The 12,385-nt window shown below is 69.6% G+C and carries 10 protein-coding genes; 7 read left to right on the forward strand and 3 right to left on the reverse strand.

Annotated elements, in window-relative coordinates; translation table 11 throughout:
* The first annotated feature begins 122 nt into the window (after positions 1–122).
* From ACFXJL_RS26275 to ACFXJL_RS26305, 7 genes are all read left to right on the forward strand, one after another.
* The gene (locus ACFXJL_RS26275; protein ID WP_384696300.1) at positions 123–1,871 is read left to right on the forward strand and encodes a class I adenylate-forming enzyme family protein; all 1,749 of its coding nucleotides are present in this window, start codon (positions 123–125) and stop codon (positions 1,869–1,871) included.
* On the forward strand, positions 1,868–2,914 hold the full coding sequence (locus ACFXJL_RS26280) for a methyltransferase (protein ID WP_358879373.1): 1,047 nt from the start codon (positions 1,868–1,870) through the stop codon (positions 2,912–2,914). The genes ACFXJL_RS26275 and ACFXJL_RS26280 overlap by 4 nt, the downstream gene beginning before the upstream one ends.
* A gap of 33 nt (positions 2,915–2,947) precedes the next feature.
* Positions 2,948–3,667 (forward strand): SDR family oxidoreductase, encoded by a 720-nt coding sequence (locus ACFXJL_RS26285; RefSeq protein WP_384696303.1) that lies wholly within the window; start codon positions 2,948–2,950, stop codon positions 3,665–3,667.
* 165 nt (positions 3,668–3,832) lie between these two features.
* Positions 3,833–5,269: an aspartate aminotransferase family protein gene (locus tag ACFXJL_RS26290; RefSeq protein WP_384696306.1), complete on the forward strand. Its 1,437-nt coding sequence runs from the start codon at positions 3,833–3,835 to the stop codon at positions 5,267–5,269.
* A gap of 26 nt (positions 5,270–5,295) precedes the next feature.
* On the forward strand, positions 5,296–6,144 hold the full coding sequence (locus ACFXJL_RS26295) for a 2-amino-3,7-dideoxy-D-threo-hept-6-ulosonate synthase (protein WP_358879376.1): 849 nt from the start codon (positions 5,296–5,298) through the stop codon (positions 6,142–6,144).
* A 60-nt stretch (positions 6,145–6,204) separates the two neighbouring features.
* Positions 6,205–8,235 (forward strand): FAD/NAD(P)-binding protein, encoded by a 2,031-nt coding sequence (locus ACFXJL_RS26300; RefSeq protein WP_384696309.1) that lies wholly within the window; start codon positions 6,205–6,207, stop codon positions 8,233–8,235.
* The gene (locus ACFXJL_RS26305) at positions 8,232–9,662 is read left to right on the forward strand and encodes a lyase family protein (RefSeq protein ID WP_384696312.1); all 1,431 of its coding nucleotides are present in this window, start codon (positions 8,232–8,234) and stop codon (positions 9,660–9,662) included. Before ACFXJL_RS26300 ends, ACFXJL_RS26305 begins: the two co-directional genes overlap by 4 nt.
* A gap of 3 nt (positions 9,663–9,665) precedes the next feature.
* On the opposite strand, the gene ACFXJL_RS26310 is transcribed toward ACFXJL_RS26305, so the two are convergent.
* The 3 genes from ACFXJL_RS26310 to ACFXJL_RS26320 all read right to left on the reverse strand — a co-directional run bounded on the left by ACFXJL_RS26310 (position 9,666) and on the right by ACFXJL_RS26320 (position 12,368).
* A complete protein-coding gene (locus tag ACFXJL_RS26310; protein WP_358879379.1) occupies positions 9,666–10,082 on the reverse strand; it encodes a MerR family transcriptional regulator in 417 nt (138 codons plus the stop codon).
* 263 nt (positions 10,083–10,345) lie between these two features.
* Positions 10,346–11,434 carry a hypothetical protein gene (locus tag ACFXJL_RS26315; RefSeq protein ID WP_384696316.1) on the reverse strand — a complete coding sequence of 363 codons (1,089 nt, stop codon included), beginning with the start codon at positions 11,432–11,434 and terminating at the stop codon, positions 10,346–10,348.
* 10 nt (positions 11,435–11,444) lie between these two features.
* Positions 11,445–12,368 (reverse strand): hypothetical protein, encoded by a 924-nt coding sequence (locus ACFXJL_RS26320; RefSeq protein ID WP_384696319.1) that lies wholly within the window; start codon positions 12,366–12,368, stop codon positions 11,445–11,447.
* Between the last annotated feature and the right edge of the window lie 17 nt (positions 12,369–12,385).

Below are 12,385 nucleotides of genomic sequence, written 5' to 3' on the forward strand. Positions count from 1 at the left end.
CCGGCATCACCCTCACCGCCACCACCCTCGGCCTCATCGCCGCCCTCGTCATCACCATCTCCATCCACCACCACCCCACCACCTCACCCACAGAAACAACCGCCAGTGACAGGGAGACGTGAATGACGAACCTCCTCCACACCCACAGGTCCGCGCTCCAGCGCCTGCGGCTGCTGGTCAACCGCCAGCTCGGCGCCGGCGACTTCTTCTGGCATGCCTGGGCCACCGCCAACGTCCGGGAGCGCAACCTTCCGATCGTCTTCCACATGGAGCCCGGCCCGCAGGAGCAGGGCAGCGGTGAGCCCGTCGGGCTCTCCCTGGACGACCTGCGGCTCCGGGTGATCCGCTACGCGCACTGGTACCGCGGTCAGGGTGTCGGCCCCAAGAGCCACGTCGGTGTCTACACCCGCGCCGGTGTCGAGAACCTTCTGCACTACATCGCGGTCACCAGCCTCGGGGCGGTGCCGGTGCACGCCAACGCCGCGATGCCGGCCGACACCGCCGCCGACTACTTCCGTCGCACCCGCGTCACCGTGCTCGTGGGGGACCGCGACCTGGTCCAGGGTTGCACCGCGGTCTGGAAGGAGACGGCACCGCAGGACACACCGGCCGTGCTGGTGGAGGACACCGTCCTGCTGCGCGACAGCGCGCCCAAGCCGCCGCACCGGCTGGAGGGTTTTCCGTACCGGCACGCCGATGCGGACCTGGTGCTGATCTCGCATTCCTCCGGTACCACCGGGAGGCCCAAGGCACCCGTGTTCACGCACCGGTCGTTCTTCGCCGGGCGCTGGGACCGGTTGTTCGCCTTCCCTTCCCATCGCACGGACAAGTTGCTGTCGGTGTTCCCCCACAGCCACTCAGCCGGACTCGCCCATCTCAGCATGGCGATCCTGCTGGGACTGCCCACCCTGCTGCTGGACGACGTCTCGGGCCCGTCGGTGGTCCGTGCCGTCAACACCTTCCGGCCCACGATGGTGATCGGCTTTCCGATCGCGCTGGCCGGACTGCGGACCGCTGACATCACCCCTGAAGCCGCGCGGACCGTCCACACCTGGTGCGGCATGGGCGACGCCTCGCACGAACGGCACATCCGCCCGCTGATCGCCCTCGGCTCGCGCGCCACCCGCGGCGGGCGGCTGCCCGGTTCGGACTACCTGGACGGCCTCGGCTCGTCGGAGATGGGCATGGTTCTCTTCGAACAGGTCCACAACGCCGAGATCGGCATTCACCGGCGGCTGGTGGGCCGCCCCACCAAAGTGGTGTCCAGCGCCGTCGTCCTCGATGAGGCGGGCCGGGAACTACCGGCGGGACAACCGGGAATGCTCGGTGTCCGCGCCCCCAGCGTCACGCCGGGCTACTGGGACGACCCCGGTCTCACCGAACGCTCCATGCGCGACGGTCACTTCCTCACCGGTGACATCGTGGAGTACGACGAGCAGGGCCTGTGGTACCACCTCGACCGGGTTCCCGATGTGATCAACTCCGGCACCGGACCCGTCTACAGCCTCCCCCTGGAGGAAGTGGTGCTGCTGGAGACCGGCGCCCTGGACTGCGCGGTCTTCGCGGTGGACGACCCGGACCTGCCCGGAATGTCCTGCCCCGCAGTCGTCGTGCTGCCCGAGGACATCGAAGGGGGCCTCGCAGCCCCGCCCCCCGGTGAGCTGCTCGCGCGCTGCAACGGCGCCTTGCGCCGGGCGGGGTTGGCCGAAGTGAGGGCCCTGGTGGTCGCCACGGAGCGGGCGGGCATTCCGGTGGGACCGACCGGAAAAGTGCTCAAGCGGCGCCTTCGCGAACGACACGCCCGCCTGCTCGCCTCCGACGCCACCCCCGGCCCCGATACCGCCGTCGTCCCCGAGAGGACGAGGGCATGAGCGGTATCCACGCTCCCGCACGCGACGACACCGAGCACCGTGCCGCGCGCCAGGTCATCGAACTCGCCACCGGAGCCTGGCGGGCCCGGGCCCTGTACGCCGCCGCCTCGCTGAGGCTCGCGGACCACATCGCCGACGGTCGTACCGACTGTGCTCGGCTGGCCTCGGCCACCGGCACCGACGAGGACGCCGTCCGACGGCTCATGCGGTTGCTGGTCACCCTCGGGGTCTTCGAGGGCGGAGAGGACACCGGCTACCGCCTCGGCCCGGTCGGATGCCTGCTGCGCAGTGGAGTGTCGGGCTCCATGCGAGACATGTGCCTCATCTACGGCGAGGAGTTCCACCGGGCGTGGGGAGCGATCGTGCCCGCGCTGCGGACCGGGCGCAGCGGATTCAGCCAGGCGTTCGGCAGTTCGCTGGGGGAGTACCTGCGCGACACCCCCGGCGCGGGGGAGAAGTTCCAGCGGGCGATGAGCGTCGGCAGCGTCCCGCTGGCCGCGGTCGCGCAACTGATCGACTTCTCGGGGTACCGCACGGTCGCCGACCTCGGAGGCGGCGCGGGCACCCTGCTCTCCGCGATCCTGACGGACCACCCCGGTCTGCGAGGAGTGCTGTTCGACCTGCCGCACATGGCGGCCCTGGCCCAGGAGCACCTGGGCGCCACCTTGGCGCCTGACCGCTTCGAGATCGCCGGCGGCGACATGTTCGAGGCCGTCCCCACCGGGGCCGATGCCTATCTCCTGTCGCGGGTGCTCCAGGACTGGAACGACCCGGACTGCGTGACGTTGTTGGCGAACTGCCGCCGTGCGATGGGGGAGTCGACCAGTTCCGCACCGCGCCTGTTCATCATCGAACGAGTGATACCGACCGATGCGTCTGCCGTGCTGCCGGTGCTGTGGGACGTTCATCTGATGCTGGTTGCGGGGGGCCGCGAGCGGACCCTGCCGGAGTACCGCGCCCTGCTGGCCCGGGCCGGACTGACGCTTGAGTCGGTACGGCCGCTGCCACTGGAAACGAGTCTGCTCGTCGCCGCGCCCGCCTGATCATCCCATCCGCTCAGGTAAGGACATCGCTCCATGGATCTCACCGACCGTCGTGTCATCGTGCTGGGAGGCACCTCGGGCATCGGCCTGGCGACCGCGCTCGCAGCCGCCCGCCGAGGGGCTCTGGTAACCGTCGCTTCCAGTCGCCGTGACACCGTCGAAGCCGCCGTCAAGACGCTGCCCCCGGGCAGCCGTGGAGTGGTTTGCGACGCCCGCGACGAGAAGGACGTCCAACGACTCTTCGCCGAAACCGGCCCGTTCGACCACCTGGTCTTCACCGCGGGCGACAGCCTTCTCCTCGACCGCATCGAGGCGATCACGTCGTCCGACGCCCGAGGGGCCTTCGAGATCAGGTTCTGGGGCGCCTGGCTCGCCGCCAAGTACGCCAAGGAGCATCTGCGGCCCGGTGGTTCCATCATCCTGAGCTCCGGCATCGCCGCGGGCAGGCCGCCCAGTGGCGGAAGCGTCGTCGCGCCGGTGTGCGCCGCGGTGGAAGCGCTCACCCGCGCTCTTGCCGTCGAACTCGCACCGATCCGGGTCAACGCGGTGGCCGCGGGAATGGTCGACACCGACCTCTGGGCCGATGTGCCGGCCGCCGCCCGCGCCGCCATCTTCGCCGAGGCACGCCGGACACTGCCCGCCCGGACCACCGGTGAACCGGCTGACATCGCCGAGGCACATCTCCATCTGATGACCGCCCGATTCACCACGGGCACCGTCCTCACCATCGACGGCGGAGCCACCCTGACCTGACCGCGGTACTCCCGGTCGGAAGGACAGGCCCTGGCGCCGTACCCCCCACTGCGTCGCCAGGGCCCCGGCCGAGCCCCTTCGTCCATTCGGCGGCACGGTCGCCGCCCCTCGAATCCGTCCCCACTACCCGAGAGTTCTCAGCCCACCAGCCACCAGGAGGCACCCGTGACGCAGCCCCCCTCACCACCGGTTCCCCATCCGGGCCCGGTCGGCCCCACCCCGCACCTGCGCCCGTCCTCGCAGGAGTTGAAGAAGCTCGACCGCCGGCATCTGGTCCGCTCCATGCAGCGCGGAGACGTCCAGGACCGTGTCGTCGTCGTTCGCGGCCGGGGCTGCACCGTATGGGATTCCGACGGCAACGAACTGCTCGACGCCGCGGGCGGTGGAGTGTGGCACTCGCCCGTGGGCCACGGCCGCGAGGACCTCGCAGCGGTCGCTGCCCGGCAGATCACCGAACTGGAGTTCTTCACCAGCCTGATGGAGTTCTCCAACGATCAGGCGATCCAACTGGCCGCCCGGCTCGCCGCGCTCGCGCCTCAGGGCATCGAAAGGGTCTTCTTCACCAACGGCGGCTCCGAAGCCGTGGACACGGCGATCAAGGCCGCCCGCCTGTTCCACTTCCGGCGCGGCGAAGAGGACCGCACTTGGATCATCGCGCGCCACAACTCCTTCCACGGCTCCACCTACGGCAGCGGCACCGCGACCGGACTGCCTCCCATGCAGCAAGGAGTCGGGCCCAATCTGCCCCACGTGGCGAAGGTGTCGGCCCCCTACCTTCACCGAGCCGCCGAGCTCTACGGCCTCGACGATCCCACCGACTTCCTCCTTCGGGAACTGGAGGAAACGATCATCCGGATCGGCGCCCACAAGGTGGCCGCCATGATCGGCGAGCCCATCATGGCCGGAGGAGGGGTCCTCGCACCCCCGCCCGACTACTGGCCCCGGGTCCGTGAACTCCTCACCCGCCACGGCATCCTGCTGATATCCGATGAGGTCGTCACCGCCTTCGGGCGCACCGGCACCTGGTTCGAGTCGGAGCGGCGCGGCATGGCTCCCGACATGATCACTACCGCCAAGGGCATCGCCGGCGGCTACATCCCCCTCGGCGCCACCCTGATGACCGACATCATCGCCGACACCATCCTCGACGCCGACACGGGCTTCTTCCACGGGTACACCTTCCAGGGCCATCCCGTCGCCTGCGCGTTGGGTCTCGCGACGCTCGACATCATCGAGCGCGAGGGGCTGCTCGCCAAGGCCGACGTCATCGGGACCTGGTTCGCCCAGGGGCTGGCCCCCGCACGGGAGTTGCCCTGTGTCGGGGACGTACGGGTGGAGGGCTCGCTCGCCGCCGTCGAGATCATCACGGATCGGACCACCGGCCGCCCGGCCCACTGGCCCACGGTCGTGGCCGCGGCCCGGGAGATACGCCAACGGCACGGAGTCATCGTCCGCCCCTACGGCCACAACCTGGCGCTGGCCCCGCCGCTGACCCTCCAGGAGAAGGAAGCCCGCCGCGTCACCGACGCGGTGCTCGACGTCCTCTCCCGCATCCGCCCCGACGTCGACACTGACGAACGGCCCGGACAAGGGCGCCCGTGACCGGTGTCCAGGAAGGAACCGCAGCCATGCTGAACTACCACTCCTCGGCGATGCTCATGCGAATGCGCCGGCTCCACCGCCACGGCGACGGCAGGTTGTTCATCGTTCCCCTCGACCATTCGGTCGCCGACGGACCGATCCTGCCCGGTGGGGAACTCGACCCCCTCATCGGCAGCCTGGCCCGCAGCGGTGTCGACGCCGTCGTCCTCCACAAGGGCAGGCTGCCGTACGTCAGCCCGTCGCGATTCGCGGACATCGGCCTCATCGTCCATCTCAGCGCCAGTACCGTCCACGCCCCCGATCCCGATGCGAAGTACCTGGTTGCCAGCGTCGAGACCGCGGTACGCCTGGCCGCCGACGCGGTCAGCGTCCACGTCAACCTCGGCTCGGACGGCGAACATCGCCAGATCGCCGACCTGGCCGCGGTCGCCGATGCCTGTCACCAGTGGAACATTCCGCTCCTGGCCATGATGTACCCGCGCGGCCCCCGCATCCAGGACCCGCACGATGCCACCCTCCTCGCGCACGCCGCCTCCCTCGCCACCGACCTCGGCGCCGACATCGTCAAACTGCCCTGGGCACGCACCGCAGCGGAGATGGTCGACGTCGTCAGCCAGAGCGCGATACCGGTCATCACCGCCGGCGGGCCCGCCGGCGGTGACACGGGCACCCTCCTCGCCCAGGTGTCCCGGATGCTCGGCGCCGGCACCGCTGGAGTCGCCATGGGACGCAACGTCTTCCAGGCCGCAGACCCGGGCCGCATCGCCCGGCAGGTCGCCGACATCATCCACCGACCCCACTCTCCGGCCCCGGGAGACCGCATCTCCTTCGCCGACTCCGTCCGTGACGACACGGAACTGAGCCTGCGGCACTGACCAAGGCCGGCACGGCATCCGCCGGACCGGTGCCACGCAGAGAACGGAGGATGTCACGTCATGCCTGACAGGCGCTCAAGGCGACGATGGCGGGACGCGAGCGGAACGACAGGAGCGGAGCCACCCTTCGAGGTCGCCATCGTCGGCGCAGGACCACGAGGGCTATCCGTCCTGGAGAGGCTGTGTGCCAACGAGCGCGCCGCACCCACCCATCCCGAGATCGTGGTGCACGTGATCGACCCGCACCCGCCCGGCTCGGGCGAGGTGTGGCGCACCGGACAGCCACGGCAACTCCTCATGAACACGGTCGCCTCCCAGATCACCGTCTTCACCGACGACAGCGTGACCATCGAAGGTCCCGTCGAACCCGGCCCCAACCTGTACGAGTGGGCCCGCACCCTCGCGCTCCTCGGCGAGTTCGACGGCTATCACGAGGCCGACATCGCCGAGGCCCGCTCGCTGGGCCCTGACTCGTACTCCAGCCGGGTGTTGTACGGCCACTACCTGCACGCCTGCTACACCAGGATCGCCGCTTCGGCTCCCGGCCACCTCCGCATCCGCTTCCACGCCACCCGCGCCGTAGCCCTGGACGACGCCCACGGGGTTCCGAACGGCCCGCAGAGCCTGCGCCTGCACAGTGGGGAACGCGCACTCCTGCTCGACGCCGTCGTTCTCGCACAAGGACATACATCCGCCCGACCCACTGCCCAGGAGTCCAGAGCAGCAGGACTTGCCCGCATCCACCACCTCACCTACATCGGCCCGGGAAACCCGGCGGACATCGATCTCGGCATCGATCGGGTGGAGCCCGGGCAGCCGGTTCTCCTCCGAGGGCTCGGACTCAACTTCTTCGACTACATGGCCCTGCTCACCGAGGGACGCGGCGGTCGGTACGAGAACGCCGACGGCCGACTCGTCTACCGGCCCTCCGGGGAGGAACCCCTCCTTCACGCCTTCTCCCGCCGGGGCGTGCCGTACCACTCACGCGGGCGCAACCAGAAGGGTGCTTCGGGCCGCCACCACCCACGACTGCTCACCCCGGACGCCATCGCCCGGATGCGTGCCAAAGCTCCCGGCGGGCTGCGCTTCTCCACCGATATCTGGCCACTGATCGCCCGCGAGGTCGAATCCGTCTACTACGCCACCCTGCTGGAACGACGCGGGGACGGCGCCGTGGCCGAGGCGTTCACCGAGCGCTACCTCACAGCCGGGGACGGGGAGCACGCCGCGCTGCTCAGCGCGCACGCCGTTCCGCCCGGTGAGCTCTGGCGCTGGGAGCACATCGACAACCCCTGCGCCGGACGCGCTTTCACCGACCGCAACGCCTTCCGCGCCTGGCTGCTGAACCATCTCGAACGGGACGTGGAGGAGGCGGAGAACGGCAATGTGGACGGCCCCCTCAAAGCCGCACTCGACGTCCTGCGAGATCTGCGCAATGAAATCAGGCTCGCTGTCGACCACGGAGGGCTGCGCGGCGACTCACACCGAGACGAGTTGGACGGTTGGTACACCCCGCTCAACGCCTACCTCTCCATCGGGCCGCCGGCCACCCGCGTACGCGAGCTCATCGCCCTCATCGAGGCGGGGATCGTGGAGATCACCGGGCCCGGCACCCAGGTGCGTTTCGACGCACCGAGCGCCTGCTTCGTCGCCGCGTCCGTCGACGTGCCAGGGCCGCCGGTCCACGCCCGCAGCCTGATCGAAGCAAGGCTGCCCGTGCCCGATCTGCGGCGCACACTCGACCCCCTGCTCACCCAACTCCTCGACAGCGACCAGGCCACTCCCTACCGTGTCACCGGGCCGGGCCGTGCCCACCACCAGACCGGAGGTCTCACCGTCACCGAGCGGCCCTACCACATCGTCGACAGCCTCGGCCGGCCCCACCCCCGACGCCATGCCTACGGCGTGCCCACGGAGTCGGTGCACTGGGCGACCGCGGCGGGCATCCGTCCCGGCGTGGATTCGGTCACCCTCGGGGACTCCGACGCCATCGCCCGAGCGGTCCTCTCCCTGGCTCCCGCCCTCGTACCGACCGGCGCCGCCGAACCGCCCGCGACCACGGGGGCCGAACTGCCCGGGGTGATCGTGTGAACGACCTCGACACCGGTCTGCTCTCCCCTGTGAGGGCCGGTACCCCCATAGAGGAACTGGTCGGAGACGCGGCCTGGCTACAGGCGATGCTGGACGCCGAATCAGCCCTGGCCCGCGCCCAAGCCGCCCTCGGCACTTTGCCCCGCGAGGCCGCGGACACGATCACTTCCGTCTCGCGCAACCATGCCCTCGACCTGCGTGCCATCGCCGTGTCGGCACGCGAGAACGCCAATCCGGTTGTGGCCCTCGTCCGCGAGTTCACCCGAGCCGTCGCCGAGGTCGACCCCGCGGCCGGCGAGTACGTCCACCGGGGATCGACGAGCCAGGACGTGTTCGACACCGCCGCCATGCTCATCGCCCGGCGGGCCCTGCGCCACATCGCCGCGGATCTGCACGCCGCCGCCGCATCGCTCACCTCGCTGGCCCGCGAGCACCGTGGCACGCTCATCGCGGGACGCACTCTCGCCCTACAGGCCGTGCCCACCACTTTCGGCCTCAAGGCGGCAGGTTGGCGCCAGCTCGTGCTCACCTCGGCCGAGCGCTGCTTCCAGCTCTCCGAGCAACTCCCGGTCTCGCTCGGCGGCGCTGCGGGAACCCTGGCCGGATATGCCGCCTATGCCACGCCGGTGACGGCCGTCCTGCCCGGTGTGTCCCAGGCCGTCCCGAGCGCAGACGATGACACCGGTGGCTACACCGACCGCCTGGTACGGGCGTACGCCCATGAGACCGGCCTTGCCGTGCAGACGCTCCCGTGGCACGCGCTGCGTACCCCGGTGGCAGATCTGGGTGCGGTACTGGGTCTCACCGCCGGCTCGCTCGGCAAGATCGCCGTGGATGTGATCACCCTCTCCCGTACGGAGATCGCCGAGGTCGCCGAACCCGGTCCACCCGGGCGGGGGGCATCCTCCGCGATGCCGCACAAGCGGAATCCGGTCCTGGCCACCTTGATCCGCAGCGCGGCGCTTCAGGTCCCGCTGTTGGCTGCCGGACTGACAGCCGCGCTTGCCGCGGATGACGAGCGCTCCGGTGGCGGCTGGCACGCGGAGTGGCTGCCGCTGCGCGAGTGTCTCCGCCTCACCGGAGGCGCCACGCACACCCTCGTCGAGCTGGCGGCGGGTCTGGAGATCAAGCCCGAGCGGATGGAGGCGAATCTCCGCCCCATGGCCAGTGCGATGAGCACCGAGCGCATCGCTGCGGCGTTCTCGTCGAGCCTCGGCCGGGCGGGGGCCCGTGAACTCCTCACCCGCTGCGCCCAGGAGGCGGCCGGGTCCGGGCGTACGGTACGCGAGGTGTTGCCCGCCGCGTTGGCGGCGCTGCCCGACGGTGGACCCGAGCTCACGTCCGCGGAGTTGGACGAGCTCTGCGACCCTGGACGGTACACGGGGTCGGCCGCCTGGCTGGTGGATCGGGCGGTAGGGGAAGGGTAGCGCTCAGGCGCTACCGCTCCGCACGGTCCCGGCCCTGGCGCCGAGCGCGGTGTCCGTCTCCACCGACGCCTCCAGATCGGCGCTGTGTTGGGCGAGCCGGTCCCGCAGTTCCTGAAGCCGGGAGATTCGGCTGTCCAGCGACTCCAGACGCTTGCGGACCGTGTCGAGTTCGCCGTTGCATCTGCGGGATTCTTCCAACGGCCGGTCCAGGCAGCCGCGTTTGAGGTAGTGGAGCACATCCTCGGTGGTCAGACCGACGGCGAGTAACTCCTTGATGTTGATCGCACGCACCAGCGCGACATCGTCGTACACGCGATAACCGTTGCTGTCGCGGGAGGGGGCCAGCAAGCCTTGCTCCTCGTAGTAGCGCAAGGAACGAGTGCTGGCGCCGATCTGTTCCGCGAGTTCCCCGATACGCATCCTGTCCGTCTCCGTGAGGTTAAGGCGGGCGGTTCTGTCACCTCAATCTTTGGTGGAGGAGGTGACAGTCTGCGACTGCTCAGTTCATTCCGCGTAAAGATGGCTGATTTCCGCTGCTCTAAGGGTCTTCGTACCCGCAGGGTTGACCGAAACCGCGAGTACTCCCGGAGTACGGATCTCCCCTGCCTCGGCGTGTGCTGCGCCCCGCGGCGGCGCGGTCGCACGTTCACCGGGCCGTGGGTCACAGGATGCACGGCGAGACGTCATGCCTCCCGGGTGCCTTCGGGGCCGGTGAGGTGTTGCACCCCCAGTGTGAGACGGGTCATCACCTCGTCCGCGTGCGCCACCCGGTCCTGGTGGAGCGTGACCCCGAGGAGGAACGTCCCGTTTCCCAGGGCGCAGTAGAACAGGGCGCCTTCGTCCACGTCGAGCACGGTTCGGGTCAGCCGCCCGGGCAGTACCGCCTTCAGCGAGTGGTTCAGTCGGGCCACGACGAAGTGCAGCCGTCGGGAGATGTCGTGGTAGCGGTCGCGGCGCTGCTGTCTATTGATCAGGCTGTGGTATCCGGCCAGTCCTTCGGCGGACAGGAGGTCCGTGGAGAGGAATCCCGAAGTGGGGTCGACGTAGGCCACGTAGTGCAGGTTCTTCGCGGTGAGCGAGGCGGCGCAGAGTGCCCCGATGCGATCGGCGTCGGGTCCGATGTCGCCGAACACCTCGCGGTGGTGCTCCTGGGTCGGGGACCCGGCGAAGGGGAACTCCGTCGGCGCTGGACGTTCCGGCGACGGTGATGCCTCGGGTGCGCCGATGAAGCCGCCGTAGTCGATGCGCAGTTGGTGCAACCCGGTACGGAAGCCCGTCGCGAGCCTGGTCATCGCCCGATCGCCGGCCTCCGCGGTCTCCCGCCCCAGGGAGACGCCCGTCAGATAGCGCCCCGGTCGTACGTAGTAGTGGAACAGGGTGGCCTGACCCAGTCGTAGGACGGTGCGGATCAGCCGTCCGCTCTCCACCGGGCGCAATGAGCGGTCCATCCTGCCGAGCAGGAAGTTCAACTGGCGTCCGACGCGGATGTAGAGGGCGCGATCGCCCTCGGAGGGCCCGTGTGGGTTGACCAGGTGGGCGAGGTGTGGGTGGTCGAGGATGTCCACGGAGTAGTTGAAGACGCCTCGATGGTATTCGGCGACGTGGTGCAGGCCCTCGGGATGGAGCGCCTGTTCACAGAGGTCGATGAAGGCCGCACTGTCGTCCGTCACATGTTCGGCCTTCTTCCGGTGCGGCACCGGCACCGGTCCGGTCTCGGCCAGCGGGTCGGCCGTCTCGATAAGCGTGTGGGGATGGTCCCCCGTTTTCTCCATCACGCCTCCTTCAGGTTGTGTGGTCGAAGCCCGAATAGAACAGGGCCGGGTCGAGTGCCTCCATCTGGCGTTTCAGGTCGGCACCGAAAGGGGTGTCCAGGGCGGGCAGTTTGCTGGCGTAGAGCGCTGCCACGGTGTCTGGAGCGTAGGGCAGATGGATGAGGGTCCTTTCATGGGGTGACGCGAACAGGCCCTGTTCCAGGGCGTGTTCAGTGGATGTCGGGCGGGTCGTGCCGTTGGTGGATGCGGGGTCGGTCCCGTTCCTTGTGGTTCCGGGTTCCACAGGGGCGGCGGATCTTCCTCCCGGCGTCGGTTGGTTCTCGACGAGCAGGAGGTTGTTGTGGATCAGCCCGTGTTCCTTGAGGCGGTCCACCAGCTGTCGGGTCTCGGGCCGGGCCAGTCCCCCCGGTTCGCTGACCACCGCTATGAACTCCACGGCCCGACAGATCTCCACCGTGACCTCGCTCCACTCGGAGCCGCAGTCCACCAGGAGACAGCCGGCGAGTTCGACCAGGCGTTGGACGGCCATGCCCATGATCTTGGGCAGATTGGTCAGCTCCTCCAGCGGAGGGTCACCGGGCGTTCCCTGGGTGAGCAGCAACATCTCGCCCTTGCGCCCGTCGGGGGAGCGCATCGGGGTCAACCGCGGCTCCAGGGAGCGGAAGTCCAGGGGGATCGCACCGTCGAAGGCGAACCCGGCGAGACCTCCGCCGTAGTGCATAGCCGAGCCCCACTGGTGCAGCAGCCGGGTCAGCCCGGCGGTCCGCAGGTCGGCATCCATCAACATCACGTTCTGTCCGACCGGCCCGACCGCGGCGTCCACCATCGCCCCCGCAGCGATGGTGACCGTACTGGCACCGACCCGTGGAGTGGCGGCGAGCACCGCCACCGACCAGGAGCGACCGAACTCTCCCTCCAACGATTGGTCCACCACTGGTTGCCTCCTCGGGG

The sequence above is a fragment of the Streptomyces sp. NPDC059256 genome (assembly GCF_042753785.1).
GTDB lineage: Bacteria > Actinomycetota > Actinomycetes > Streptomycetales > Streptomycetaceae > Streptomyces.

Excerpts from the sequence above, each read along its gene's own strand:
- ACFXJL_RS26300 (WP_384696309.1), top strand. The coding sequence starts at position 6,205 with ATGCCTGACAGGCGCTCAAGGCGACGATGGCGGGACGCGAGCGGAACG.
- ACFXJL_RS26295 (WP_358879376.1), top strand. The coding sequence starts at position 5,296 with ATGCTGAACTACCACTCCTCGGCGATGCTCATGCGAATGCGCCGGCTC.
- ACFXJL_RS26275 (WP_384696300.1), top strand. The coding sequence starts at position 123 with ATGACGAACCTCCTCCACACCCACAGGTCCGCGCTCCAGCGCCTGCGG.
- ACFXJL_RS26315 (WP_384696316.1), bottom strand. The coding sequence starts at position 11,434 with ATGGAGAAAACGGGGGACCATCCCCACACGCTTATCGAGACGGCCGAC.
- ACFXJL_RS26280 (WP_358879373.1), top strand. The coding sequence starts at position 1,868 with ATGAGCGGTATCCACGCTCCCGCACGCGACGACACCGAGCACCGTGCC.
- ACFXJL_RS26310 (WP_358879379.1), bottom strand. The coding sequence starts at position 10,082 with ATGCGTATCGGGGAACTCGCGGAACAGATCGGCGCCAGCACTCGTTCC.
- ACFXJL_RS26285 (WP_384696303.1), top strand. The coding sequence starts at position 2,948 with ATGGATCTCACCGACCGTCGTGTCATCGTGCTGGGAGGCACCTCGGGC.